The sequence below is a fragment of the Streptomyces sp. CB02056 genome (genome assembly GCF_001905545.1).
GTDB lineage: Bacteria > Actinomycetota > Actinomycetes > Streptomycetales > Streptomycetaceae > Kitasatospora.
The window spans coordinates 77,872-103,806 of sequence record NZ_LIPD01000005.1; the positions used below are offsets into that span (position 1 = coordinate 77,872).

A 25,935-nucleotide genomic window follows, 5' to 3' on the forward strand; every position below is an offset into this window, starting at 1 on the left:
CAACTCGTCATGATGTTTTGGATATATTCAAATCGAACGCCCAGCAGGGCCCCTACAGTGGCCATAGCCGGTGGCGAACGTGCCCGCCGGGAAGGCAGACTGGTCCACTGAAGCTCAGAGAGGGCGGGGATGGGCGGAGCAACAGGTCCGACGGTTCGGCGGAGGCAACTCGGGGCCGAACTCCGCCGCCGGAGAGAGGAAGCCGGCCTCTCGCATGAGGAAGTCACCGAAGCGCTGAGCGGGATGAGCCAGCCGAAGCTGTCCCGCCTTGAAAACGGCCGGGGTGCCACCAAGGTCGATGACGTCAAGCGACTCCTCGCCCTCTACCGGTGCGAGGACCACGAGTTGATCAACGCGCTCGTGGATCTGGCCAAGCGCGGCGCACAGCGCGGAATGTGGTGGCAAAGCTACAGCGCTGACATCGGAGAGCCGCTTGGCAACCTCATCTCGTTGGAGGCAAGCGCCTCATCGATGCGCTCCTACGAAGGCTTCTTCATCCCAGGTCTTCTTCAGACTCCCGCCTACGCGCGCGAGATCATCAGGAAGCTCACTCTCCGCCCTGGAGTCAACGTCGAGGCACTCGTCGATGTCCGCATGGCACGCCAGAGCGCGCTGACCCGAGCCGAACCGCTCGCGCTGTGGGCAGTGATAAACGAAGCCGCAATCCGGTCCGGAGTCGGCGGACCGAAGGTCATGGCTGAGCAACTCGCCAGGATCGCCGACAGAGCAAGCCAGCCCAACGTCAAGATCCAGGTGATGCCCATTGGTGCACCTGCGCACCATGGCATGGGCGGTGCCTTCTCCATCCTCGGATTTCCGCAACGGCAGGATCTCGACGTCGTCCTCGTGGAGGGCGCGTTGAACGACCTCTGGGTCGAGGACGCCGCCGATGTGGCGCTGTACTCGGCGAAGTTCGACGCCATCCGAGCGGATGCTCTGGGCCTCGACGACTCCCTCGCCCTGATCATCGAACAGAGAGACAAGCTCACATGACGTTCATCCCGAACGCAGCCACCATCGCCGCAGTCTGGCGCAAGTCATCACACAGCAATGAGTCCACGAACTGCGTCGAGTTCGCCCTGGGTGAGCCGGTCTCCTACATCCGTGACTCGAAGGACCCGTCCGGCCCCGCCCTGGCCTTCGACCGCGCGGCCCACTCCTCCTTCCTCGCCGCCGTCGCCACCGGCGAGTTCGACTTCGGGCTGCTCTGATCACCCCACAGAGAGGCAGGCTCACATGCCCATATCCCTGAACCACACCATCGTTCCGGCCGTCGACAACGAGGCGGCAGCCCGCTTCTTCGCCTCCGTCATGGGCCTCGACTACCAGGGCGCCGACCGGCACTTCGCGCCGGTGCGGGTCAACGACTCCCTCACCCTGGACTTCATGACCGTCGAGGACCCAGTCGGCCATCATCTGGCCTTCGACGTGGACCCGGCCTCCTTCGACGGGATCCTCTCCCGGCTCCGCGAGGCCGAGGTGCCCTACGGCGACGATCCCCGCGAACCCGGCAACGGCCGGATCGACCACCCGTTGTGCCCTCGCGGGCTGTACTTCACCGACGAAGCCGGGAACCTCTACGAGGTCATGTCCCCCGCGTGAACTCCTCCGCTCCACGCGGTGCCCCGCCCACCCGGGCGGGGCACCGTCATTGCCGCTAGATCAGCCCGCGCCGCATGGCGTAGCCCACCGCGTGGGCCCGGTTGCGGAGGCCGAGGCGGGTGATGATCTCGTGCAGCACGTTCTTCACCGTGCGCTCCGAGTACGACGTCTTGGCGGCGATCTCGCTGGTGTCGAAGCCCTCCGCCACCAGCTTCAGCATCTCCGCCTCCCGTGCAGTTAACGTCGAGAGGGTCAGGCCGCGCCCGTCGAGCATGGTGCGCTGGAGGATGCCGATCCGGTCGAGCAGTTCGCCGAGCAGGTCGCCGGGCATCACGCCCTCCCCGTTGGCCAGGGCGGTGATGAGGTTCACCAGCCGGTCCTGGTCGGCCTCCGAGCGGCGCAGCACGGCGGCGACCCCGTTCTCCACGATGGTCTGCAGCCCGCCGGCCTCGAAGTGCCCCACCACCAGGCCTATCCGGCCGGTGGTGGCGAGGCGCAGCCGCCGCAGGTGTTCGGTCACCGTCTCCGTCAGCGCGTCGACCACCAGCAGGGAGACCTCGGCCTGCCCGGCCTCGCTCTCGTTCAGCAGGACGACCTCGGGCCGCTGGCGCAGCTGTTGGACCACGCCGGTCTGCAGGATGAGGTCCTCCGCGTAGACCGCCACCCGCACCTGGCTGGGCCTGCCGCGGAGTTGGGCGGGTACGCGCGGGACGGCGGCGCCGGCGGGCTTCGGTGCCACCGTGGTGCGGCGGGCTGTGACGGCTTCCTCACGGGTTGTATCGGTCGACGTCATCGAACTGCTCCATTCTGCAAGTGCCTGCGAGGGTGACGGCCGGGCGCCGCGGGGCGGTGCCGGCCGGGGGCTTGGGGGCGGGTCACGTGGAGCCGGGCCGGGCCCGCGACGGGACCGGGCGGGGTCTCCGGTCGGTCCGTACGGGCAAGGGGTGTGGCCCCCAGCTTGCCCGTACGGCCCTCTTCTCCGGCGCGGTACGGCCCTACCGTCACGCTATGACCACATCCGCCGAACTCGGCCTGCCAGCACTCACGGTGGCCCCCGGTGGCGTGGCCACCACGACCCTGACGGTCCGCAACGACCTCGACATCGTCGAGGCTTACACGTTCGAGGTGGTCGGCGACTGTGCCGGCTGGACGAAGGTGGAGCCGGCCCGGGTCTCGCTGTACCCGGGGACCTCCGAGACCGTGACGGTCCGGCTGGCCCCGCCGCGCTCCCCCGCCACCCGGGCCGGCGAGTTCCCGCTCGGCATCCGGGTGCTGCCGGTCGAGCGCCCCGACCTGGTGACGGTGCCGGAGGCCACGGTCACCGTGACGCCGTTCCAGGAGCTTCAGGCCGCGCTGGCCCCGCGCCGTCGCCGCGGCTGGCTGCGCGGGCGCTACCGGGCCTCGGTGCGCAACCTCGGCAACGCTCCGACCGGTGTGACGTTCACTCCGGGGCAGGCCGGTGAGGACCTGCGGTTCCGGGTCACGCCGGAGAAGCTGCGGCTGGAGCCCGGCGAGTCCGGGGAGGTGCGGGTGCAGGCGCGCACCCGCAAGCTGATCTGGTTCGGCAAGCAGGCGACCTGGCCGTTCGAGGTGACGGTGGGTCCGGAGGAGCGGGCGGACGGCAAGGACGCGAAGGACGGCAAGCCCGGCAAGGACGGGAAGGACGCGAAGGAGGAGAAGGCGCCGGAGGCCGCACAGCCGCCCGTCCAGAAGCCGCTGCTGGACGGCGAGTTCCTCCAGCTGCCGATCTTCCCGAAGTGGCTGCTCGCGCTGCTGGCGGCACTGATCGCGCTGCTGCTGGCCTGGTTCGCCCTGGTCCGCCCGGCGGTGCGCAGCTCCGCCAAGCAGGCGGCCGAGAAGGCCGTCGCCCAGCAGATCGCCACCCCGGCCCCGCCCGCCGGCGTTCCGGCCGGTGACACACCGGGCAGCCCCGGCACCGGGAGCACCCCGGGCGGCCAGACCAAGCCGGGCGCCGGGAAGCCGACCACCGGCCCGGGCAGCCAGGGCGGTCCGGGCGGCCTGGCGGTGCCGGGGACCGGCCAGCAGAGCTCTGCCGCGATCGACGTCGTGACCGAGACCGGAACCGCCAAGACCGGCAGTTACCAGGTGCCGCACGGCAAGGTCTTCGACATCACCGACCTCGTGGTCGCCAACTTCCAGGGCGACCAGGGGCTGGTGACCATCATGGCCGGCAACACGACCATCACCACGATCGCCTTGGAGACCTTCCGCAACCAGGACTACCACTGGGTGACTCCCCTCCAGGTCCCCGAGGACCAGGCCGTGACCGCGAACGTGACCTGCGAGGTGCCGGGCACCCCGGCCTCGGGCAAGCAGGCGCCCACGTGCCACGAACTCCTCAACGTCAGCGGGACCCTGAGCGACATCCGGCAAGGAAACTGAGCGTTTCCAGGCCGTTCGTCTCCGAATTCCCGCTCCTCCCCCACGTCCCCCTCACGTCTCGTGACCATGTCAATACCCGACGGACACTGTTGCATCGTGCACCCGTCCGAACCAAACCGACCCGCCCGTAACCTGCTGTGATCTGCCCCTGAGGGCAACCCGCCTGGTCCCTGAGGGCAACCGGGCCGCCCCCACGAGCGGTTCTGGGTGTCCCGCTCCGAAAAAGCCGAACGCCGGTCCCCGCCCTGGTTGGGCGGGGACCGGCGTTCGGTGTCTGTCGCGGGTGGCGGCCGCCGGATCAGAACCAGTGCAGGCAGTGCGGCGTGCGCTCGGCGCGGAACAGGGCGTCGGCGAGGGCGGCCGCGCCGGGGCGGTGGGCCAGGACGTGCCCGGCCCGGACGAGCGCGCTCGGGGCGGTGCCGCCGAGGTAGACCGCGCCCAAGTCCCGGATGTCCAGGGAGAGGTCCGGCTCCCGGTCGGTCGGGACGCACTCGGCCTTCCCGTCCCGGACGGTCAGCAGGTGGCGGTGGTGCTCGCCGAGGAACGGGTCGTCGACGTCCAGGACGAGCTCGCCGTCCGTGAACCAGCCGCGCGAGGTCAGCGCGCGCGGGACGTCCAGCAGCCGTACCCAGAGCCAGTCCGTCTCGCCGCCCGGCTGGACGGCGCGGAAGTCCTCCAGCTGCCAGCGCAGCGGGTGCTCCGCCGGGACGTGCTTGAGCACGACCTGGGCGGCCAGGTCGTGGCCGAGCACGAACCGGGCGAGGTCGGTGTAGCCGGCGTCGTCGACGGCGATGGTCTCGTCGACCGTCAGGGTGTCCCCGTCCATCGAGTAGCTGGCGTACCCGTCCGGCGTTCCGTCGGCGCCTCGGTGGACGGCGACGTGGCGCGCCGTCGGGGCGGTCGGCACCTGGCCCGCGCCCAGCTCCCACCAGCGGCGCGGCCGGGAGAGCGCGCCGGGCTGGGCGCGGCGGTAGCGGTCGTAGACCTCCTCGAGGATCCGCCCGCAGTCGGCCCGCTTGAACAGCTCGACCGAGCCGCCCGCCTGAGCCCCGGCCGTCGGCCGCGCCGCCCGGGGCGCGGCGAAGGCGGCCTGGCGGCGCTGCACCGTCAGCCGCTGGGTGTACGTCGCCGGGCCGTAGCCGAACCGGCCGTAGATCCCGGCCTCGGAGGCCAGCAGCACCGACAGGAACTCCCCCCGGCCCCGCAGCTCGGCGAGCTGGTGCCGCATCATCGCGGTGAGCACGCCCTGGCGCCGGTGGGTGGGCAGGACGCCGACGGCCGTCACTCCGGAGGTCGGGACGACGACCTGCCCGGGCAGGGTGAGTTCGAAGGTGTACGCACCGGCGGTGCCGACGGGCCGCCCGTCCGCCGTCACGGCGAGCAGGTTGCGGTCCATCTCGGTCGCGGCCCACCAGACCCCGCCGCCGTCCGCGCCGGGGGTGTCCGAGAAGCGCCCCAGCGCGGTGTGGAAGGTGGCGACGAACGCGTCGAGGTCCTGGTCGGTCGTGGAACGGATCTCCATGTGGTGCTGCTGCCTCCCCGTGTTGCCGGCGCCACTTGGTGCGGCGCCTCCCGAAGTTCAGCGCGGCCGCGCGACCGGGTCAACCGAATTAGGGGGCGTCGGATCAGGGGGCGTCGGAAGTCCTCCGTGCCGACGGTCCGGGTGGCCCGCGCCGCGCAGCAGCGAGCCGAGCGAGAGCATCGCGGACAGGCCGAGCAGCACCGTGGACCAGAACCAGAAACGCACCCAGGTGTCGGGGACGGGCAGCAGGATCGCCAGCACGGCCGGATACAGGACCAGCAGCCACGCCAACCGCCGCTCCGCTCCGGCCTGTTGGCGCAGCCGCCCGGCCGCCCGCCCGCCCTGCCCGGCGGCCCCACCGGTGACCAGCCGCAGCCCCTCGGCGGTGGTCAGCCGACACGTGTGCACCAGCGCCGCGATCATCGTGAGGAGCAGGGCGAGCCCCAGCAACTGGGCCCATTCGGGCACGCTGGACCGGCCTGACGTGGTGACCACCAGCATCGGCACCGCGAAGAGCAGGGTGCTCGACGCCTCGAAGGCGACGAGCCGGGCGGCGGGGGTACGGGGCGCGGCCACCGACGTCTCCCAGGACAGGAGTCTCCGGTGGCCGCGGGCGCAGCCGTTCGCCCGGCGGCGGTGTGAACCCGTCATGACCCCGGCTGCGCTTCACCGGCGCCCGCGCGGACGGGCCCGTCGGAGCCGGACCGGTCCGGGGCGACGCGCGGCGCCGTCAGGACGTACTCGTCCGGGTCGATGGCCCGGGTCCGGCGGCGGAACCGCCAGGTCGACGCGGGCCAGATGGTGGTGACACGGCCCGTGCGGTCCTGGTACCAGCCGGAACAGCCGCCCGCGGCCCAGACCGTGGGGGCCATCCGCTCCTCCAGTTCGGCGTTGTACGCGTGCTGCGCCTCCGCGCGCACGTCCACGGAGCCCAGACCGCGGCTCCGCATCAGCCGCAGGGTGCTGAGGAGGTAGTTGATCTGCGACTCGATCATGTGGATGAGGCTGGTGTGTCCCACGCCCGTGTTGGGTCCCGCCATCAGGAACAGGTTGGGGAATCCCGCGACGGTCGTGCCGAGGTGTGCCTGCGGGCTGCCCTGCCAGACCTCGTCCAGGGACCGTCCGTCACTGCCGATGACGTGCTTCGCGTAGGAGGCGTCGGTGACCCGGAATCCGGTTCCGAAGACCAGGACGTCCACCGGATGCGCGGTGCCGGCGGATGCGGTGCCGGCGGACGCGGCCGGAGTGCCTCCGCGCGGGGTGGTGAGGACCGTGTCCGGTCCGATGCTCGCGATCGGGTCGGTGACGACGCGGACGTTGGGTTGCACCAGTGCCGGGTAGTAGTCGTCGGAGAGCAGGACCCGCTTGCAGCCCAGCGCGTAGTCCGGGGTCAGCTTGGACCTCAGCTCGGGGTCCTCGACCTGGCGGTGCAGGTGGGCCAGGGCCTCCCGGCGCCCCAGCTCGGACATGGCGCGGTTGCCGAGCAGGGCCGGCAGCGTCGCCTCCCGTGCCAGGTACTCCCAGCCCCGCGCCAGTCGCTGCGCCGTCGGGGACAGCTGGAACAGGCGGTGCTGCCACGCCGGCACCGGCCGGTCCCGGCGCGGGGCGATCCATGACGGCGTGCGCTGGAAGACGGTCACCTGCCGGGCCGTGCGCTGCAGGTGGGGGACGAACTGGACGGCGCTCGCGCCGGTGCCGATCACGCCCACCCGCTTGGCCGACAGGTCCAGGTCGTGCCGCCACCCGGCGGAGTGGAACGCCTCTCCGGTGAAGCCGGCCAGGCCGGGCAGCGCGGGGACGGCCGGCTCCGAGAGGGGCCCTTGGGCCATCACCAGCAGCCCGGCGCTGAGCGGTCCGGCGCTGGTGTCCAGCTCCCAGCGCAGCCGCTCGGCGTCCCAGGTGGCGCGGCGCAGTTCGCAGCCGAGCCGCAGGTGGGGCGCCAGGCCGTACCGGCCGACGCAGTGCTTCAGGTACCGGTCGATCTCCTCCTGGGGCGCGAAGCGCCTGCTCCAGGCGGGGTTGGGTGCGAACGAGAACGAGTACAGGCGCGAGGGCACGTCACAGGCGCAGCCGGGATAGGCGTTGTCCCGCCAGGTGCCGCCGACCTCGTCGGCCCGCTCCAGGAGCAGCAGGTCGCGGTGGCCCTCCCGCAGCAGCCGGATGGCCGTGCCGAGGCCCGCGAATCCCGCGCCGACGATGACGACGGACACGTGTCCGGGTGAGGCGCCGGCCGCTTCGCGCGGGGCCGGGCTCGTGGTGTGCGGGTCGGTCATGGTTCCCCTCCGGCCGAAGACTGTTCGAACTGAATGCTATCGTAGACATAACGATCGTAACTCTTACGATAGATGGAGTGGCGAATGAGGATTCTGGCTCTCGGAGGCCCCGGAGCGATGGGCGCCGTGGCGGTACGCGTGGCCGCCGGACTCACCGGCGTCACCGAGATCGTCGTGGCCGACCGGAACCCGGAGGCGGCCCGGACGCTGGTGCGCCGGCTCGACGAGGGCGGCACGGGTGGCGCGCCGATGCGGGCGCTGACGGTGGACGTCACCGACGGCCGCGCCCTGCACGCCGCCCTGGAGGGCGCGGACGCCGTCCTCAACACCGTCGGGCCGTACTACCGCTTCGGCCTGACCGTGCTGCGGGCCGCGATCGCGACCGGCACCCACTACCTGGACATCTGCGACGACTGGGAGCCGACCCTGCGGATGCTCGGCCTGGACGAGGAGGCCCGGGCCGCCGGGGTCCGTGCGGTGGTGGGCATGGGCGCCAGCCCCGGTGTCAGCAACCTGCTGGCCACACGTGCCGTCCGGCACCTGGACCAGGTCCAGGACCTGTACACCGCCTGGCCCGTCGACGTCTCCGGCGGCGGTGGGGACGACGAGCAGCTCAGCGACCCCGACGGGCGCCCCAGCGCGGCCGCCGTGCACTGGATGGAGCAGATCAGCGGGAAGGTCGCGATGGTCAGCGGCGGACGGCTCGTCCACCGGCGGCCGCTCCAGCCGGTCGCGCTCTCCGTGTCCGCCGGACGCACCGGCACGGCCTACACCGTCGGCCACCCCGAGCCGGTCACCCTGCACCGCAGCTTCCGACCGGCCGGCGAGGCCGCCAACCTCATGGTCGTCACCCCGGGCACACTCGCCTACCTCGACGTCCTGCGCCGCGACATCGACGCCGGAAGACTCACCAACGAGACCGCGGCGGCCGCACTCGCCAAGCCCACGGTGGGCCGCGCGCTGCGGGCCACCGCGGGTGCCATGACCCGCAAGGGACCCGGGTCACTGCCACCGTTCTTCGCCGCCGCCACGGGCACCCGCGACGGCCGCCGCGTCACCGTCCTGGCCCGGCTCGCCGACACGCCCGGCGCCTCGGCGCTGATCGACGACATGGCGGAGGCGACCGGCCTGCCCCTGGCGCTGGGGCTCGCGCAACTGCTGGACGGCACCGGTGGCCGCCCCGGCGTCCACCCGCCGGAGACGGCCATCGACGCCGACCGCTTCTTCCTCGACCTGGCACGCCACGTGCCCGACCTTCCCGGCGACGACGGCCCCCGCGACGGCGTGGTCATCGACGTGACCCCGGCCCCGTGAACCGCGACCCAGGAGACAGGACATGCCACCAGTGACGGCCACCACACCCCCCACCGACGTCATCGACGTCGCGGGACGCACCGTCCGCTACGCCGCGACGGGCAGCGGCCCCCCGGTGCTCCTGCTGCACGGTCTGGACCGCAGTCTGGCGGACTGGGCACCGCTCCAGGCGGCCCTGCCCGGCCACCGGCTCATCGCGATCGACGTCCCGGGGTTCGGCCGGTCCCAGCCCCTGCCGGACTGCCGGCTCCCCTCGCTGGCCGGGCACGTCGAGCGGGCACTCGACCGACTCGGCCTCACCTCCGCCGTCCACGTGGTCGGCAACTCCCTCGGCGGCGCCATCGCGATGCGGCTCGCCGTCCAGGCCCCCGCGCGCGTGTCCTCGCTGGCACTGCTCAACAGCGCCGGGTTCGGCCGCGAGGTCACCTGGGCGCTGCGGGTCCTCGACCCGCCGCTGCTCTGGCGGTTTCTCCTGCGCCCCACCGAGGGGAACGCACAGTTCGCGGAGCGTTCCCTCTTCCACGATCCGGCCTTCGCGACCCCCGAACGGACAGCCGCCGCACTCGCCCTCGCCCGCCGCGAAGGAGCCGCCCGCACGCTGCGGCAAGTGGCCCGCGAGCTCGGTTCCTGGCGCGGCGTACGTCCCGGCTGGCGGACGGAGCTGCTGACGGAGGTCTCGGCGCTCGACCTCCCGACGCTGGTCGTCTGGGGGACCCACGACCGCATCCTCCCCGCCCGCCATCTCCTCAACGCCGCGTCCGCCCTGCCCCGGGCACGTACCCACCTCTTCCCGCGAACCGGTCACCTGCCGCAGATCGAGCGCACCGAGGAGACGGCCGCCCTGCTCGGCTCGTTCTGGAACGACCTGTGAAGCGCGTCGCGCGAGGGCTCGGCGGCGGGTGCGACGCGCGGGTCCCGGCCCCGGACCGCCCGGCACCCGCCTACCGGTAGGCCACGTGGCCGCCCCGGTCCGGACCGGGGCGGCCATGACGGCCGACCTCGCCCCGCGCCCCCGACGGGCGGCAGGCACTACATTGGAGCGGAGAGGGGCGCCGATCCCGAACGGGGTGGCCGATGCACTCGATCACCGACTGGCTGAGCGGCCTGTCCGGCCCGGTCGTGTGCGTGGTCGTCGCGGCCCTCGTGTTCGCCGAGGACGCCCTCTTCTTCAGCTTCTTCCTCCCCGGCGAGACCGCCGCCGTCCTCGGCGGGTTCCTCGCCCACCAGGGCAGGGCCCCGGTCGGCTGGCTCGTCCTGGCCGTGGTCTGCGCGGCCGTCCTCGGCGACACCGCCGGCTACGAGATCGGCCGCCACCTCGGCCCGAGGATCCTCGACACCCGCCCGATGCGGCGCCACGCCAACCGGGTCGACCAGGCCCAGGAGCTGATCCGCCGACGCGGGCCGGCCGCCATCTTCTTCGGCCGGTTCGTCGCCTTCTTCCGCGCCATGGTGCCCACCCTGGCCGGCATGTCCCGGATGCCCTACCGCCGCTTCGTCCTGTTCAACGCCCTCGGCGGGCTCCTCTGGGGCGTCGGCTTCACCCTGCTCGGCTACTTCGCCGGAGCCGCCTACACGCGGGTCGAGGGCACCGTCGGCCGGGTCCTCGCCCTGGTGATCGGCGCGCTCGTCGTCGTCTCCCTCGCCGTCTGGTGGTTCCTGCGCCGACGCGGTTCCGGGGAGGGCGACCGCACCCCGGCCCGGGCCCAACGGGACGGAGAGCAGCGGGACGGAGAGCAGCGGGCGGAAGAGCGGCGGGACAGCGGGCAGCGGGGCGGACGGCCCTGACGCCGCCGCCCCCTCACCGGCGCCCGCCGCCGCTTCCGGTCACCAGCGGCCGTGCACCTGCGCCCGGATCCGCCGGTCGTACAGCTCGCGCACGGCGGCCAGGGTGGCCGGCGGGAGCGGCGCCGAGTCGGCGGCCGCCGCGTTGGCCCGGGCCTGCGCCACGTTGCGCGCCCCGGGGATCACCGTCGTCACCCCCGGCTGCTGGGTGACCCAGCGCAGCGCCGCCTGCGCCGAACTCACCCCCTCGGGCGCGAACCCGGCGAACTCCGCCGCCGCCTCGACGCCCGTCGCGAAGTCCACCCCGGAGAAGGTCTCCCCCTGGTCGAAGGACTCGCCGTGGCGGTTGTACGTGCGGTGGTCGTCCGCCGCGAAGACGGTGTGCTCGTCGTACCGGCCCGACAGCAGCCCCGAGGCCAGCGGCACCCGGGCGAGGATGCCCACCCCGGCCGCCTCGGCGGCGGGCAGCACCCGCTCCAACGGCTTGAGCCGGAACGCGTTCAGGATGATCTGCACGCTCGCGACGTTCGGGCGCGCGATCGCGGTCAGCGCCTCCGCACAGGTCTCCACGCTCACCCCGTACGAGGCGATCCGCTCCTCCGCCACCAGGGTGTCCAGGGCGTCGAACACCTCGTCCGAGGAGTAGACCGGCGTCGGCGGGCAGTGCAGCTGCACCAGGTCGAGCCGGTCCACCCCCAGGTTGTCCCGCGAACGGTCGGCCCAGGAACGGAAGTTGGCGAGGTTGTAGTGCTCGGGCCGCTGCTCGACCCGGCGGCCGAACTTGGTGGCGACGAACACCCCGGCGTCCGGGCGGTCCTTCAGGAAGCGGCCGATCAGCCGCTCGCTGCGGCCGTCGCCGTAGACGTCGGCGGTGTCGAAGAGGGTGACGCCGGCCTCCACCGAGGCCTCCAGCACGGCGAGGGCGTCCTCCTCCCGGACATCCCCCCAGTCCGCACCGAGCTGCCAGGTGCCGAGTCCGACGATCGAGACGGGGCGGCCGGTCCGGCCGAGTACGCGCTGTTCCATGGGGGCGAGCCTCTCACGCGGCGACCCCAGCGCACCACGCCGCACGGTGGGCACACCTCGTCGTACCTCGTCGTACCGCGTCGCACCGCCGACGGCTCCGGACGTCCGGGTGGAAAGCTGGGGACACCGACGTCGGCACCACCTGCGAGGCCCACCCGTGACCGTATCGATCGCCCTGTTCACCCAGGACCTGCGGCTGCACGACAACCCGGTCCTGCACGCCGCCCACACCGCGGCCGACCGGGTCGTGCCGCTGTTCGTCCTCGACCCCGCCGTCGAGGGCGCCGGGTTCGCCGCGCCCAACCGGCTGGCATTCCTGGCCGACTGCCTCGCCGACCTGGACGCCTCGCTGCGCCGGATCGGCTCCCGGCTGGTCGTGCGCCGCGGCGAGCCCGCCGAGCAGGCGGCCAGGGTCGCCGCCGAGGCCGGTGCCGCCACCGTGCACGTCGCCGCGGGCGTCAGCGCCTTCGCGCACCGGCGGGAGGAACGGCTGCGCGAGGTGTTCGGCGACCGCCTGCACGTCCACGACGCCTCGCTGACGGTCGTCCCGGCGGGCCGGATCACCCCGGCCGGCCGGGACCACTACGCGGTCTTCACCCCGTACCACCGCGCCTGGCAGCGGACGCCCCGCCGCACGGTGCTGGGCGCGCCCCGGGCGCTCGACACCCCGGACGGCATCGGCGGCGAGAGCCTCCCGCCCTCCGCACCGCTCTCGCCCGCGCTGCCGCCCGGCGGTGAGAGCGCGGCCAGGCGGCGGTGGCGGCGCTGGGACGTCGACGCGTACGCGCGGGTGCACGACGACCTCGCCACCGACGCCACCTCCCGGCTCTCCCCGTACCTGCACTTCGGCTGCCTCTCCGCCACCGAACTCGTCGAGCGCGCCCTGCGGCACGACGGCGAGGGCGCGCAGGCCTTCGTCCGGCAGCTCGCCTGGCGGGACTTCCACCACCAGGTGCTCGCCGCCCGCCCGGACGCCGCCCACCGCGACTACCGGGCCAGGGACGACCACTGGCACCGGGACGAGCGCGAGGCCGAAGCCTGGCGGCAGGGCCGCACCGGCTACCCGATCGTCGACGCCGGGATGCGCCAGCTCGCCGAGGAGGGCTGGATGCACAATCGCGCCCGCCTGCTGACGGCAAGCTTCCTCACCAAGTCCCTGTACCTGGACTGGCGGATCGGGGCCGCCCACTTCCTGTCGCTGCTGGTCGACGGGGACGTGGCCGACAACCAGCTCAACTGGCAGTGGGTCGCCGGCACCGGCACCGACACCCGCCCCAACCGGGTGCTCAACCCGCTGCGCCAGGCCGACCGCTACGACCCGGACGGCGCGTACGTCCGCCGCTGGGTCCCCGAGCTCGCCCACCTGCCCGGCCCGGCCGTCCACCGCCCGTGGCTGCACGGCGCCGACTACCCGGCGCCGCTCATCGCCCCGGACGCCCTCACCGAGCGGTTCCGCCGGGGGCGGGGCCTGGACTGAGCGCGACGGCGGGCGGGCTGAGCCAGGAGGCGGACGGGCGCACGGTACCCCGGTACTACGGCCCCGGCGATGATCGGCCCCGGGTACCACGGATCGCGGCGCCGTCGAACCTAGCGTGGAAGGTACCGGCGGCCGGGACGACCCGGCCCACGAACGTTGAGGGTGAGCGATGATCGAGGCGCACCAGCTGACGAAGCGGTACGGGGAGAAGACCGCCGTCGATCGGCTGGACTTCACGGTCCGGCCGGGTACGGTCACCGGCTTCCTCGGGCCCAACGGGGCGGGCAAGTCCACCACCATGCGGATGATCGTCGGACTGGACGCGCCGACCGGCGGCTCGGTGCGCGTCAACGGCCGCCGCTACGCCGAGCACGCCGCTCCGCTCCAGGAGGTCGGCGCACTGCTGGAGGCCAGGTCGATCCACCCCGGCCGCTCGGCGTTCAACCACCTGATGGCGCAGGCCCACACCCACGGCATCCCGCGCCGCCGCGTCGACGAGGTGATCGAGCTGACCGGCCTGCGGTCGGTGGCGCGGAAGCGGGCCGGGGCGTTCTCGCTCGGCATGGGCCAGCGGCTGGGGATCGCCGCCGCCCTGCTGGGCGACCCGGCGACGGTGATGCTCGACGAGCCGGTCAACGGGCTCGACCCCGAGGGCGTCCTGTGGATCCGCAACCTCCTCACCTCGCTCGCCGCCGAGGGCCGCACCGTCTTCGTCTCCTCCCACCTGATGAGCGAGGTCGCCCTCGTCGCCGACCACCTGATCATCGTCGGACGGGGCCGCCTGCTGGCCGACACCACCGTCCAGGACCTGGTCCGCGAGGCCGGCGGCGACGCCGTCACGGTGGCCAGCGCCGACCCGGCCCGGCTGCGCACCCTGCTCGCCGGCCCCGGCGTGGAGATCTCCGGCCGCTCCGGCTCCGAGGAACTCCTCGTCACCGGCCGCACCGCCCGCGAGATCGGCCTGACCGCCGCCTCGCACGGCATCGCCCTGTTCGAACTCGCCACCCGCACGGTCTCCCTGGAGCAGGCGTTCATGGACCTGACCCGGGACGCCGTCGAGTACCACGGCACCACCACCACTGCCACTGTCGAGACCCCGAGGAGCGCGGCATGAGCACCCTCGCACCGAGCCAGACCGCCACGCCCGCCGGCCCCGGGCCCGAGCGCCCCGTCTACAAGGTCACCGCCGCGCGTGTGCTGCGCTCGGAGTGGGCCAAGCTGTGGTCCCTGCGCTCCACCTGGATCACCCTCGGCCTGGCCCTGCTGTTCCTGGTCGCGTTCGGCCTGATCGCCGCCGTCCAGTTCAAGTCCAGGCTCGACTCCGGCCGGCACCTGGACCGGGACTTCTCCGACGCCACCACCCTGAGCCTGTCCCTGTTCGGCACCAACTTCGCCCAGCTCGCGCTCGGCGTCCTCGGCGTGCTGATCGCCGCCGGCGAGTACTCGACCGGCATGATCCGCTCCACCCTGGCCGCCGTGCCGCGCCGCCTGCCGGTCCTCTGGTCCAAGGCGGCCGTGTACGGGGTGATCGCCCTGCTGCTCGGCACCGTCGGCGTGTTCGTCGCCTTCCTCACCGACAGCGGCATCCTGTCCGGCACCCGCGTGGCGATGGACCTCTCCAGCGCCGGCGCCGTCCGCGGACTGCTCGGCGCGGGCCTCTACCTCGCCCTCGTCGGCGTGATCGGCGTCGCCCTGGGCGCGCTGCTGCGCTCCGTGGCCGGCGGCATCTCCGTCCTGGTGGCCACCCTGATGCTGGTCCCCGGCCTCGTCTCGCTGCTCCCCACGTCCTGGCAGAGCCACATCAGCCCGTACCTGCCCAGCCACGCGGGCGAGGCGATGTTCGCCCTGCACCACGACTCGACCACCCTGTCGCCCGCCGCCGGGCTGGCGGTCTTCCTCCTGTGGACGGTGCTCGCCCTGGCCGGCGCAGCGGTGCGACTCGTGCGCAGCGACGTCTGAGAGACTCCGGTGCGGCACCCGGTCCTCCGGGTGCCGCAGCCCCGCCCCTCCCTCGTACGACAGGTGACGACCGTGAGCCACCTCGACACCCGGGGACCGGTCCCGTCCGCGCCGCCGCCCGTGCCCGACCCGCTCCCCTCCCACCCGGCCTTCGCGCGCCTGGCCCGCCTGGGCCAGCGGGTCCGGCAGGCCGACCGCGCCCACCCGTGGGTCCTGGACACCGCCGTGGTCGTCGTGGTCCTCCTGGCGTTCGGCCTCCCGGACCTCCTCCACGGCGACGCCGACCACGCGCGCGAGCACCGGATCCACTTCGTCCGGCTGCCCCTGGCCGCGACCCTCGCCCTCCAGGCGGGCCTCGTCCTGCCCCTGCTCTGGCGCCGGCGGCGCCCGACGGCGGCGTTCGCGGCCATCATGACCGTCTTCGTCGTCCAGTGGTCCACGGGCGCGGCACTGCGGGCCGACGCCGCCCTGCTCGTCGCCCTCTACAGCCTGGCCCTGCACGGGAGCCTGCGGCACCTGGCCTGGGCGTGCGCGGCCATGGCCGCGGCGAGCACCCTGGTCGCCGCGGAGGTGTCCTCCGGGCTGCCCGTCGGCGACGCGCTGTTCTTCCTGTTCAGCGCCGCGACGGCGGCCGTCGCCCTCGGCATCGCGGTGCGGATCCGCCGCGCCCAGCTCGCCGGGCTGCGGGAACGCGCGGCCCGGCTGGAGATCGAGCGCGACCAGCGCAGCCGGCTGGCCGCCGTCACCGAGCGCACCAGGGTCGCCCGGGAGATGCACGACATCATCGGCCACAACCTGTCCGTCATCGTCACCCTCGCCGACGGCGGCGCCTACGCGGCCGAGGCCTCCCCCGAGCGCGGACGCGAGGCGCTGCTGCTGATCGGCGACACCAGCCGCCAGGCGCTCGGCGAGCTGCGGCGGATGCTCGGCGTCCTGCGCGACCAGGGCGAGGACGCCGAACTCACCCCGCAGCCGGGCATCGCCGACGTCGACGGGCTGTGCGCCCGCATCCGCGCGGCCGGCCCCCAGGTGGTGTACACGGCCGCCGGGGACCTCGACGCCCTCGACCGCGGGGTCCAGCTGATGGCCTACCGCATCGTCCAGGAGTCGCTCACCAACACCCTGAAGCACGCCGGCCCCGGCACCCGGGCCCACGTCACGCTCACCTCCGGGGACGACCGGCTGCGGGTGCGCGTACGGGACAGCGGCCCGCCCGACGGCCCCCCGCCGTCCGCCCCCGGCCGGCCGCCCCGCGAGGGCCACGGCCTCGCCGGCATACGGGAACGCGCGGCCCTGTACGGCGGCACCGTCACGGCGGGCCCCGGGCCCGGGGCAGGATGGACCGTGGAGGCCGTACTCGACCTCACCCCCGACCCGACAGGCGGCCCCGCGTGACCACCCTCCTCATCGTGGACGACCAGCCCTTGCAGCGGTACGGCTTCCGCATGCTGCTGGAGAGCCAACCCGACACCGAGGTCGTCGGCGAGGCCGCCCACGGCGCCGAGGCCGTCCGGCTCACCGCCGACCTGCGGCCCGACGTCGTCCTCATGGACATCCGCATGCCCGGCATGGACGGCATCGAGGCCACCCGCCGGATCGTCGCCACCGGCGGCCGCTCCCGCGTCCTCGTCCTGACCACCTTCGACCTCGACGAGTACGCCCACTCCGCCCTGCGGGCCGGCGCCAGCGGCTTCCTCCTCAAGGACGCCCGCCCCGAGGAGCTGCTCTCCGGGATCCGCGCCGTCGCGGTCGGCGACGCCGTCGTCGCCCCCGCCATCACCCGGCGCCTCCTCGACGCCTACGCCCACCACCTGCCGACCCGGCCGCCGGGCGCCGCCCCCGTCGAGGACAGCCGGCTGCACGCCCTCACCGACCGCGAGCGCGAGATCCTCGTCGCCGTCGCCCAGGGCTGGAGCAACAACGAGATCGCGAGCCGCCTCGTGCTCGCCGAGTCGACCGTCAAGACCCACGTCAGCCGCGTGATGGCCAAGATCGGCGCCCGCGACCGCGTCCAGGCCGTGATCTTCGCCTACGACCGCGGCCTCACCCGCCCCAACCCGCCCGTCTGACGGCCGCCCGCCCCCGGCCGCGCGCTGTCTTCCAGCGCGCCCCTACCGCCCCTACGACCCCTCAGCCCCGATCGGCGAGGATCCCCGAGAGCACGCGGCGCGCGTCACGGGCGTCGGCGCCGTCCTCGCCCAGGCTGTTGGCGCACGAGACGAGCGTCTTCCACAGCGCCCAGCCGCGTCCGCGCGCCCACGTGGCGTCGTCGACGCCCAGCCGCTTCCGGAACAGGTCGCGGCCGTCGGCCGAGAGCAGGGTCCACGCGATCGCGAGGTCGCAAGCCGGGTCCCCCACGCCACACGTACCGAAGTCGATGACGGCGGCGAGCCGTCCGTCCTCGAGGAGCAGGTTTCCCTTGGCGAGGTCGCCGTGGAACCAGACGTCGGCCCCGTCCCACCGCGCCGCGAGCGCCTGAGTCCACAGCTCGTGCGCCGACGCGACGTCGACGTGGCCGCGCAGCCCGTCCAGCGCACCGAGCGCCTGCGCCTCGTACGTCCGCAGCGTCGCGCCACGGAACCAGTTGTGCTTGCCGGGCTGCGGCCCTTCCGAGGCATCGACGCCCTGCAACGCGGCGACGAAGCCAGCCAGGCTCCCGGCGAAGCCGATCGGATCGACGACCGACTCGAACGTCGCGGGCGTGCCGTCGATCCACCCGTAGACCGACCACGCGAACGGGAAGGCCGCACCAGGACTCCCCTTCGCCAGCGGCACCGGGATCGGCAGCGGGAGAGCCGGTGCCAGCTCGGGCAGCCAGCGGTGCTCCTTCTCCACGGCCAGGGCGTACTCCTCCGCGCTGGGCAGCCGGAGCACCATGTCCTCGCCCAGGTGGAAGGTCCGGTTGTCCCAGCCGCCGTTCTCCACAGCCGTCACAGGCAGTGCGGCCCACTGCGGGAACTGCTCGGCCACGAGCCGCCCCGCCTGTTCGGCACTGACGGTGACCCGCCGGGGCATCGGCCCGAGATCCGGAACATCGTTCAACAGGTACCCCCTTGGCTGGCTCCGGTGTGAGCGGACGGACGCTCGCTCCACGCGAGTAGAACCCACCCGACGCAGGTTCGACAACCCGTATTCGTCGAGCCTCGTGGCACCGTGCCGAGGCTCGCCCATGAGCCCTACGGGTGAGGACGTGGTGGCCGCAGCAGCGCGGGGAACCCGGCCGGCTGCCACCGGGCGGCCACCCGGCGCCTGGGGTTCCACGGGACGCGAAGAGGGCCCGGCCGCTGGTTGCGGCTGGGCCCTCTCGTTGTGTGAAGTGCCCACTCCTGAGCGGGCGGCGCGTGGGTCAGCTACGCCCGGTGACGTAGAGGGGCTTCATGTCGACGACCGTGGCGGTCACCGTGTGGCCGAGGCCTTCACGGGCGGCGTTGGCGAGCAGGCCGGTGTCGCCGTCGGCCCGGTAGGCGTACAGGCCGCCGAGCTTGTTGGCGCGGGCGTACTCGGCCTTGGCCTTCACGCTGCGCGGGGTGTCCAGGGAGATGAACACGCTGCTCTGCTCGCTGTAGAGGAAGTCGGCGTCGGCGCGGGTGTCGGTATACAGGGTGAAGCCGTTGCGGCCCTTGCCGCCCTCCAGGTCGAGGTAGTTGCGCAGGACGTCCGCCTGCTCGCTCTTGCCCGACTCGAACGAACCGACCGTCGTGCCGTCGCAGTTCGGCTCGTAGGCGCCCCGCAGCGGCGAGATCGCACTGACCGTCGCCCGCTGGGCGTTGCGGGTGTGGGTGGCGCAGGCGAGGTGGATGAGGCCCGGGGCGACCTTCAGCTCCTCGACCAGGTACGTCACGGCGGCGTCCACGCTGTTCCCCTCGGGGTCGTTGGGGTCGTGGCGCAGCGGGGCGTGGTGCCCGAGGCCGGCGGCCCACGGGGTGCCGAAGAGGTCGAAGGCAAGGAGGTTGATGCGCTGCGCGCCGGAGGCGACGAGCAGCGGGATGTTCATGTCCTTGATCTTGTAGACGGCCGCGGGGGCGCTGATGGCGATGGTGGCGTTCGGGAGCTTCTGCTTGACCGCGCGGATGAGCTGGGCGAAGTTCTCCGGGTCCTCGGGGCCGTAGGCGTTGGCGGCGTTGCCCGTGGCGCCCGGGTACTGCCAGTCGAGGTGGAGGGCGGTGAACATGGGGAAGGCCTGGAAGATCCGGGCGAGGGAGTCGGCGAACGCCTCCCGGGACTTCGCCTCCTTGGCGATGTGGTGGAAGGCCTCGCTCAACTCCCAGCCGCCGACGTCGAGTCCGACCTTCAGCTTCGGGTTCCTCTTCGCCAGGGCGGCGACCGTGCCGAGCAGGCCGTGGGCCTTGTCCTGGGTGAAGTCGGCGGCGGCGTCACCGCTGGGAGCGCCGTCGAAGCCGTAGCCGATGGAGGCGAGGACGGCGCCGAGGCTGTCGGTGAACGTGGCCCGGCCGCGCTGGCCGGCCAGCTTGAAGTCGCGGGCGGCGCGGTCGATCGCGTCCTTGCGCTCGCCCTCGTCGCCGATGATGCCGACGCCGCCGATGACGATCTCGTCGAAGGCGTCTGCGGGGATGCGCGCGATATCCGCGCCCGGCCCGCCCTGGCGGTAGTCGACGCCGGTGCCGGCGGCGGAGGTGCCGTACCGGGAGTCGTGGGCGGCGTCGGCGGCCACGTACCCGGACAGGGTCAGGCCGTTGCCGCCCTGGTAGGTGTTGAAGACCGTCTTCGCCGCACGGCGCGGGGTGTAGGAAAGCTTGCTGTCCTCCCGGGCCGGGTCGAAGCCGTTGGCCTGGTAGGTCTTCTCGGCCGCGCCCTTGCCCCATGCCGTGCCGTTGACGTCGATACCCGGGTCGGTGGCGTTGACCAGCTCACTCATGACGTGGATCCCCTCAGTGCACACGATGCGTACGAACGCAGGTCGCCCTCGCCGAACCAGCGGAGCGCTGAACGACCTGTTCCGCATGCATCGTCGATGACGGCCAGTCAGTTCGGTTTGCTCGATTCTGGATCTTCACTCGAACGGGTGATCTTCGGGCGCTTTGCACCCCTGGAGTGATGGCACTCCTTCAGTTCGATCCCACGGGGTTCAGTCCCAGTCGGTGAACTCGTGTGTCCGACGGCGGTACGGCCCCGGGACGGCGGCGAGGCGGTTCGGCGGCCACATGTCGGGGTTCTCGCTGAGGGCCAGCACGCCGTCCTGGCGCACCAGCCAGACGTCCTCGTAGTCGAGGTGCAGGACCGCGTCACCGGGCACCTGCGCGAGGAGGCCGTCGGTCAGGCGGGCCATGTCGTCCTGCTGGCCGGGGATGTCGGTGTGCTTGCCCAGCCGGAACGCGACCGAGACGGTCGGGGTGAAGACGCGGCCGCCGATCCGCGGGTCCCCCCAGGGAGTGGGCCTGCAAGGGGTCACCCGGATCCAGGTGCCGTGCACGGTGAGCGCGCCGTCTCCGAGCAGGGTGTCGATGCTTGCGGTGGCATCGAAGAGCCGCATCGGCCGGGCGGCGTCGGCGAGGCTCCGGGCGACCTCGGCCGTGGTCCACGTGGTCACCAGGTCGAGGCTGTAGGAGATCGCCATCTCCGTCCCTCCCTCTTTCTACGGGCTGAGGGAGACCACCTTGCCGTACATGTCGATCACCGTGATGGTCGTGCCCGCCCCGAACACAGGACAGCGGGGTGACGTGGTGATGCCCCGGCGGGCATCACCACGTCACGTCCGCACCGTCAGGCGAGCTTCTGGCAGAGCAGCGCGTAGGGCCGGGCCGCCCAGAGCTGCCACCAGGGCTGGGTGTAGGCCAGGCCCGCGGCGACCTCGTCGTTGGCGCACTGGCCCTTGGCGAAGCCGTAGGAGAAGTCGCCGCCGGCGGCCGCGGTGGGGCGGTTGTCGCCCTTGTCGAACCAGAGCGTGCGGGTCGATGTCCCCAGCGGGGCCGCGGACTTGGCGCAGAGCGCGCCCATGGTGCGGCCGTTGCGGCTGTAGCCGGTGAGGACGGAGCCGGCCGGGCACTGGGCCTTGGCGTAGCCGGGTGCCCAGTCGGTGGTCACGTAGGTGCCGCCGTGGTCGACGACGTACGCGTGGCCGGCGTCCCAGAGGTCCGGCTTCGTGACGTCCGTGCACAGGCCGTTGTCGCCGCCGTGGCTGAGGCCGATCAGCCGGGTGCCGTCCGGGCAGGAGGCCTTGAGCGCGCGCGGGTCCCAGTCCGGCCGGGTCTTGAGGTAGGCGGAGCGGTTGTCGTCGAACAGGCCGGCGCTGAGCGCGGTCCAGTTCACCAGGGGCACCGGGGACTGTCCGGCGCCCACCGAGACGAGCGGCCATTCGCGGTGGAAGGCGAGGAAGGGCAGGTCGGCCTCGAGGATCGGGGTGCCGAGGATGGCGAGCCGGGCCATCAGCGCCCCGTTGATGTCGAGTCCGCCGTAGAGGGCGGCCGTGCCGTTGACGGTCGGCGTGGTGCTGGTGCCGTCGAGGACGACGGATCCGTTGACGGCGGCCCGCAGGTACGGCTCGATGGAGGCCTTCACGCCGACCGTGTCGTACAGGGCGATCGAGCCTTCGGCGAGCAGGCCGGCCTTCGCCGAGGCGGAGCCCCTCAGGTCGAGGCGCAGCGGGGAGACGGTGGAGTTCCCGGGGTCGGTGGTGGTGGTCCAGCCCGGGCCCTTGACGTAGTCGGAGTGGACGCCCCACTGGCCGTCGTAGGCCTGCTCGGCGTCGAGGGTGACGGTGCCGTCGGCGCTGACGTCGGCGGAGAGGGTGAAGGCCAGGTTGATCACGACGGGCAGCGGGCCCACCATCACCACGGGGCTGGCGCTGTACGTGGCGAGCGGGATCCGGACCGGCCCGGTGCTCGCGGTGAGGTTCGCGCTGACCCGCCAGTCCGCGTGCGCGCCCAGGGTGAAGCCGACCCGGGCCTGCTGGGGGTCGATGAGGCCGAGGCCGCCCTGGTAGGAGAAGTCGATCGCCGGGTGGAGCGAGACCGAGCCGGACAGCTTCGCCGAACTGCCGTCGGGCAGCGGGACGGTGGCGTCGGCGCTCAGCCCCAGGCTGCCGGAGACCGAGCCCTGGCCGGAGGTCGCTCCGAAGTCGGTGACGACCTTGACGCCGCCGATCTGCGGGTGGACCTCGAAGCTGCTCGGGCTGACGGCGCTGCGCAGGTTGGTGCTGGTGCCGCCGAGCAGTTCGGGGAGGGTGGCCGGGCGGGTGGTGACGGCCACCTTCCCGTCGGCGGTCGACTGCACACCGGTGACGGCGACCAGCGCGCCGTGCGGGGCCGCCGGGGTGGGCGGGCTGTCGATCAGCTGTCCGGGCTGGACGGCGGACGCGGCGTCAGCGGCCGTGGCCTGGGCGGACAGCGACTGCGGACCGGCGGTGGCCGGTGCGAGCACGGCGGTGCCGCTGTTCGGGTCGAAGGAGGAGAGCGCGAGGACGGGAGCGGTGGTGGCGGTCGCCGGCGCGCTGCCCTGCGCCGGGGCCGCCACCGTGGCCGCGGCCGTGCCGGACGTCGGGGGCGCCAGCGTCGCCGACGTGCTCGGGTCGGCGGACGAGGCGGACGGGTCGGTGGGCGCGGTCGGCGCGGTGGTCGAGGGCGCGGTCGTCGAGGTGGTCGCGGTGGTGCTCGCGGCGGCCGGTGAGGCCGCCGCCCCGGTGAGGGCGGCGCCGCAGAGGAGGAGCACGGTGGTTGTCGCCGCGGCTGACAGCGTCAGCTTGCGCACGGTCACGTGGAGGGTCCCTTCGGGGTCAACGGTGCTGAGGCAGTGGTGACTTGTGGCGGGACGCACAGCTCGGAGTCGTCGCACAGACTCTCGAACCGCCGGGTAACATAACACTGACGGACAGCCCTGTTGACTGGTTCATGCAAATCCCGGGTCACGACCACCGAGACTTCACCGCGCTGGGGCGGGGCCTTCCCCTCGGGTTCACCCGGCACTCGGCGCCCGGCACCGTGGCACCGTCAGCCGCCCCGCCTGCCGAGACGGGCCGTGGCCGGGAGGCCGACGAGCAGCAGGAGTAGGGCCGCCGCCGCGTAGGCGAGGTGGTGGCCGCCCAGGGACAGTTCGCCGTGGCCCGCCGCACCGACGCTCTGGGCGATGCCGGCGAGGACGGTGGGGCCGATGCCGCTGCCGATCTGCAGGGCGGTGGCCGTGACCGCCGAGGCGGTGCCGTGGGCCTGGTCCGGCACGTCGCGCAGGCCGGTGACGGTGATGGCGGGGAAGGCCAGGCCCTGCCCGATGCCGGTGACGACCAGGCCGGCCAGCACCGGTCCGAGGTACGGGCTGTGCTCCCCCGCCGCGCACCACAGCAGCACGCCGCCGGCGGTGAGCAGCAGGCCCGTGGCCAGCAGCGGGCGCGGTCCGCGGGTCCTCATCAGCCGCCCGGAGACTAGGGCGGCCGCGGCCACGGCCAGGCTGACGGGGAGGACCGCGAGGCCCGAGACGGCCGGCGGCATGCCGCGCACCTGCTGGAGGTAGAGCGGCAGCAGGAACAGCGACCCGGTGACGCAGAAGTAGAACGCGCCGGCCACCACCGCCGCGGTCCGCACGCCGGGCGTGCGCAGAAGGTCCCGGTCCAGCAGGACCGCGTCCCCGCCCCGGGTGCGCCCGCGGCGCCACCACAGCCAACCCCCGGCCACGGCGGCCGCCAGCAGCGCGGCCGCGAGCGGGCCGCCGCCGGGGCGGGAAGCCAGGTCCGCGCTGAAGACGGTCAGGGCGATCGCCGCCACCAGCGCCCCGGCCCCCGTCACGTCCAGGGAGCCCCGGCGGTGCCGCTCACCCGGTGGCAGCCACCGCACGGCGGCGACGGCGGTGACCGCCGCCGCCAGGGCCTGCAGCGCGAACACCCAGCGCCAGCCGAAGGCGCCGGTGACCACGCCCCCGAGGACCAGACCGGCCCCGTAACAGCCCGCCTGCGCGGCGGAGAACACGCCCAGCGCGCGCGAACGCATCGGCCCGTCGGCATAGACCGAGGTCAGCAGGGCGGTGGCCGCCGGCATGGTGATCGCCGCCCCCGCGCCCTGCAGCACGCGCCCCACCACGACCGCCCAGAACGCGGGCGCCGCGAACGCCAGCGCGGCGCCCGCCGCCACCGTCACCAGGCCCCCGACCAGCACCCGCCGACGCCGCAGCCGGTCCGCCATCGCCCCGCCGCACAGCAGCAGTCCCGCGAACGCGAGGGCGTAGCCGGTCACCGCCCAGGACAGGTTCTGCGCCGAGGTTCCGAACCGCGCGCCCACCGAGGGCAGGGCGCTGTTGAGGACGGCGACACCACCGGCGTCCAGGCCCGCCGCCGCGCTCAGCACCGCCAGGGGCGCGTACCGGACGGACGGCGGGGCTTCGGGCCCCGGCCCGGCGGACTCCGGTCCCCCGGGCCGTACGGGCCGTACGGGCATGGGCGGGGCAGGCGAGAACGGTTCGCCGGGACGTGCGGGCATGGACGGACTCCAAGGACGAAGGACGCGCACCGGGAACGACGGACGCGCGAACGCGCCGACACACCGGAACCGGCCCGTCGGCGACCAGGGCCGCCCGCGTCGCGCGGCGCCCCCGGCAGCCACTCTGCGCCGCCGCGCGCACCGCGACGAGACACCGCCGCGGGCAGGCCCCGCCGGGGGTGGCCCTGGCAGGGCTACCCCCCGCGCCGCCAGGCGACCGATACTCGCCGCATGGCACCATCAGCGGCACTCCCCGAACTGGCCCACTTCCTGCGCACCCGCCGGGCCCGACTGACCCCGGAGGCCGCCGGCCTGCCCCGCACCAGCACCCGCCGGCTGAACGGACTGCGCAGAGCCGAGGTCGCCACCCTGTCCGGCATCAGCCCCGAGTACTACACCCGGCTCGAACAGGGCCGTCAGCGCCGCCCCTCCCCCGAGGTCCTGGACGCCCTCGCCACCGCCCTCCAGCTCGACGCCGACGCCCGCCGCCACCTCCACCACCTCGCCACCGGAAACCCCGTCCACCAGGCGGGCCCGGCCGCCGTGGCCCCGGACGTGCCGGAGGCGACCCTGCGGCTCCTCGCCTCGATCACCCCGTGGCCCGCCCACGTGGTCACCCCCATGCGCGACATCCTCGCCTGGAACGACGCCGAGGCCTGGCTGCTCCTCGACTACGCCGAACTCCGGCCCGAGCAGCGCAACTTCGCCTGGTTCGTCTTCTGCGACCCCCGGGCACCCCGACTCCTCACCGACTGGGAGAAGACGGCACGCGGCAACGTCCACCGCCTGCGCCACGCCCTGGCCGCCGACCCCCACAACGAACGCGGCAACCGCCTCGTGGCCGAACTGACGGCGCGCAGCAGCCGGTTCGCCGCCTTCTGGGAGGAACACGACGTCCGCGGCCCGGCCACCGGCAGCCACGGCTTCCACCACCCCCGGGCCGGCCAGCTCGACCTGGACTACACCGCCTACGTCATCCCCGGCACCCACAATCTCGAACTCGTCGTCCTGACCGCGGCCGAGGGCTCCCCCAGCCACCGCGCCCTGCGGCAGGCCGCGGCGGACCGCTGAACCGGCCCACGCCCGGACCCAGCTGGTCTCGGCGGCCGTCAGGTCGGGTGCGCCCCCGGCGTCGGCCTCGGCCGAAGGGCCCCGGCC

At 73.6% G+C, this 25,935-nt stretch carries 23 protein-coding genes; 13 read left to right on the forward strand and 10 right to left on the reverse strand.

Annotation, left to right across the window (positions count from 1 at the left end; genetic code table 11):
- Window positions 1-129: 129 nt before the first annotated feature.
- Genes AMK13_RS15615 through AMK13_RS15625 form a run of 3 tightly spaced genes read left to right on the forward strand, consistent with a single transcriptional unit; the run spans window position 130 to window position 1,602 of the window.
- A complete protein-coding gene (locus AMK13_RS15615; RefSeq protein WP_074002712.1) occupies window positions 130-993 on the forward strand; it encodes a helix-turn-helix domain-containing protein in 864 nt (287 codons plus the stop codon).
- The gene (locus AMK13_RS15620) at window positions 990-1,211 is read left to right on the forward strand and encodes a DUF397 domain-containing protein (protein ID WP_074002713.1); all 222 of its coding nucleotides are present in this window, start codon (window positions 990-992) and stop codon (window positions 1,209-1,211) included. The genes AMK13_RS15615 and AMK13_RS15620 overlap by 4 nt, the downstream gene beginning before the upstream one ends.
- 25 nt (window positions 1,212-1,236) lie before the next feature.
- On the forward strand, window positions 1,237-1,602 hold the full coding sequence (locus AMK13_RS15625; RefSeq protein ID WP_074002714.1) for a VOC family protein: 366 nt from the start codon (window positions 1,237-1,239) through the stop codon (window positions 1,600-1,602).
- A 55-nt stretch (window positions 1,603-1,657) separates the two neighbouring features.
- Here AMK13_RS15625 and AMK13_RS15630 read toward each other — a convergent pair whose 3' ends face one another.
- Entirely contained in the window at window positions 1,658-2,395 is a 738-nt protein-coding gene (locus tag AMK13_RS15630) for a response regulator transcription factor (RefSeq protein ID WP_079272162.1), read from the reverse strand.
- Window positions 2,396-2,610: 215 nt separating this feature from the next.
- On the opposite strand from AMK13_RS15630, the gene AMK13_RS15635 reads away from it, so the two are divergent.
- On the forward strand, window positions 2,611-4,005 hold the full coding sequence (locus AMK13_RS15635; RefSeq protein WP_198959358.1) for a COG1470 family protein: 1,395 nt from the start codon (window positions 2,611-2,613) through the stop codon (window positions 4,003-4,005).
- 298 nt (window positions 4,006-4,303) lie between these two features.
- On the opposite strand, the gene AMK13_RS15640 is transcribed toward AMK13_RS15635, so the two are convergent.
- From AMK13_RS15640 to AMK13_RS15650, 3 genes are all read right to left on the reverse strand, one after another.
- A complete protein-coding gene (locus tag AMK13_RS15640; RefSeq protein WP_074002715.1) occupies window positions 4,304-5,527 on the reverse strand; it encodes a GNAT family N-acetyltransferase in 1,224 nt (407 codons plus the stop codon).
- 57 nt (window positions 5,528-5,584) lie between these two features.
- Window positions 5,585-6,103, reverse strand: a complete 519-nt coding sequence (locus AMK13_RS15645) for a hypothetical protein (protein WP_074002716.1) — start codon at window positions 6,101-6,103, stop codon at window positions 5,585-5,587.
- A gap of 71 nt (window positions 6,104-6,174) precedes the next feature.
- Complete coding sequence (locus tag AMK13_RS15650; protein ID WP_074002717.1) at window positions 6,175-7,800, reverse strand: flavin-containing monooxygenase; 1,626 nt, start codon at window positions 7,798-7,800, stop codon at window positions 6,175-6,177.
- Window positions 7,801-7,884: 84 nt separating this feature from the next.
- Between AMK13_RS15650 and AMK13_RS15655 the strand changes: the two genes are divergently transcribed.
- The 3 genes from AMK13_RS15655 (at window position 7,885) to AMK13_RS15665 (ending at window position 10,899) form a co-directional block, all read left to right on the forward strand.
- Window positions 7,885-9,114, forward strand: coding sequence for a saccharopine dehydrogenase family protein (locus tag AMK13_RS15655; protein ID WP_074002718.1), 1,230 nt, complete (start codon window positions 7,885-7,887; stop codon window positions 9,112-9,114).
- A gap of 22 nt (window positions 9,115-9,136) precedes the next feature.
- Window positions 9,137-9,985, forward strand: coding sequence for an alpha/beta fold hydrolase (locus AMK13_RS15660; protein ID WP_107418749.1), 849 nt, complete (start codon window positions 9,137-9,139; stop codon window positions 9,983-9,985).
- Window positions 9,986-10,188: 203 nt separating this feature from the next.
- Window positions 10,189-10,899, forward strand: a complete 711-nt coding sequence (locus AMK13_RS15665) for a DedA family protein (protein ID WP_079272163.1) — start codon at window positions 10,189-10,191, stop codon at window positions 10,897-10,899.
- A gap of 39 nt (window positions 10,900-10,938) precedes the next feature.
- On the opposite strand, the gene AMK13_RS15670 is transcribed toward AMK13_RS15665, so the two are convergent.
- Window positions 10,939-11,922, reverse strand: a complete 984-nt coding sequence (locus AMK13_RS15670; protein WP_074002720.1) for an aldo/keto reductase — start codon at window positions 11,920-11,922, stop codon at window positions 10,939-10,941.
- 157 nt (window positions 11,923-12,079) lie between these two features.
- Between AMK13_RS15670 and AMK13_RS15675 the strand changes: the two genes are divergently transcribed.
- The 5 genes from AMK13_RS15675 to AMK13_RS15695 all read left to right on the forward strand — a co-directional run bounded on the left by AMK13_RS15675 (window position 12,080) and on the right by AMK13_RS15695 (window position 17,427).
- On the forward strand, window positions 12,080-13,399 hold the full coding sequence (locus tag AMK13_RS15675; protein ID WP_074002721.1) for a cryptochrome/photolyase family protein: 1,320 nt from the start codon (window positions 12,080-12,082) through the stop codon (window positions 13,397-13,399).
- Between the two features lie 169 nt (window positions 13,400-13,568).
- Window positions 13,569-14,513, forward strand: coding sequence for an ABC transporter ATP-binding protein (locus tag AMK13_RS15680; RefSeq protein WP_049649773.1), 945 nt, complete (start codon window positions 13,569-13,571; stop codon window positions 14,511-14,513).
- Window positions 14,510-15,358 carry a hypothetical protein gene (locus AMK13_RS15685; protein WP_074002722.1) on the forward strand — a complete coding sequence of 283 codons (849 nt, stop codon included), beginning with the start codon at window positions 14,510-14,512 and terminating at the stop codon, window positions 15,356-15,358. Before AMK13_RS15680 ends, AMK13_RS15685 begins: the two co-directional genes overlap by 4 nt.
- 120 nt (window positions 15,359-15,478) lie before the next feature.
- Window positions 15,479-16,753, forward strand: coding sequence for a sensor histidine kinase (locus AMK13_RS15690; RefSeq protein WP_074002941.1), 1,275 nt, complete (start codon window positions 15,479-15,481; stop codon window positions 16,751-16,753).
- Complete coding sequence (locus tag AMK13_RS15695) at window positions 16,750-17,427, forward strand: response regulator (RefSeq protein WP_074002723.1); 678 nt, start codon at window positions 16,750-16,752, stop codon at window positions 17,425-17,427. Before AMK13_RS15690 ends, AMK13_RS15695 begins: the two co-directional genes overlap by 4 nt.
- 61 nt (window positions 17,428-17,488) lie before the next feature.
- Here AMK13_RS15695 and AMK13_RS15700 read toward each other — a convergent pair whose 3' ends face one another.
- The 5 genes from AMK13_RS15700 to AMK13_RS15720 form a co-directional block, all read right to left on the reverse strand.
- On the reverse strand, window positions 17,489-18,373 hold the full coding sequence (locus AMK13_RS15700; protein ID WP_107418750.1) for an aminoglycoside phosphotransferase family protein: 885 nt from the start codon (window positions 18,371-18,373) through the stop codon (window positions 17,489-17,491).
- 331 nt (window positions 18,374-18,704) lie between these two features.
- Window positions 18,705-20,234, reverse strand: a complete 1,530-nt coding sequence (locus AMK13_RS15705) for a glycosyl hydrolase family 18 protein (RefSeq protein WP_074002725.1) — start codon at window positions 20,232-20,234, stop codon at window positions 18,705-18,707.
- A 210-nt stretch (window positions 20,235-20,444) separates the two neighbouring features.
- Window positions 20,445-20,933, reverse strand: a complete 489-nt coding sequence (locus AMK13_RS15710) for a SitI3 family protein (RefSeq protein WP_074002726.1) — start codon at window positions 20,931-20,933, stop codon at window positions 20,445-20,447.
- Between the two features lie 146 nt (window positions 20,934-21,079).
- Complete coding sequence (locus AMK13_RS15715) at window positions 21,080-23,068, reverse strand: hypothetical protein (RefSeq protein WP_074002727.1); 1,989 nt, start codon at window positions 23,066-23,068, stop codon at window positions 21,080-21,082.
- A gap of 233 nt (window positions 23,069-23,301) precedes the next feature.
- Window positions 23,302-24,777, reverse strand: a complete 1,476-nt coding sequence (locus AMK13_RS15720; RefSeq protein WP_079272166.1) for an MFS transporter — start codon at window positions 24,775-24,777, stop codon at window positions 23,302-23,304.
- A 231-nt stretch (window positions 24,778-25,008) separates the two neighbouring features.
- Between AMK13_RS15720 and AMK13_RS15725 the strand changes: the two genes are divergently transcribed.
- Window positions 25,009-25,848 (forward strand): helix-turn-helix domain-containing protein, encoded by an 840-nt coding sequence (locus AMK13_RS15725; protein ID WP_074002728.1) that lies wholly within the window; start codon window positions 25,009-25,011, stop codon window positions 25,846-25,848.
- The last annotated feature ends 87 nt before the right edge of the window (window positions 25,849-25,935 follow it).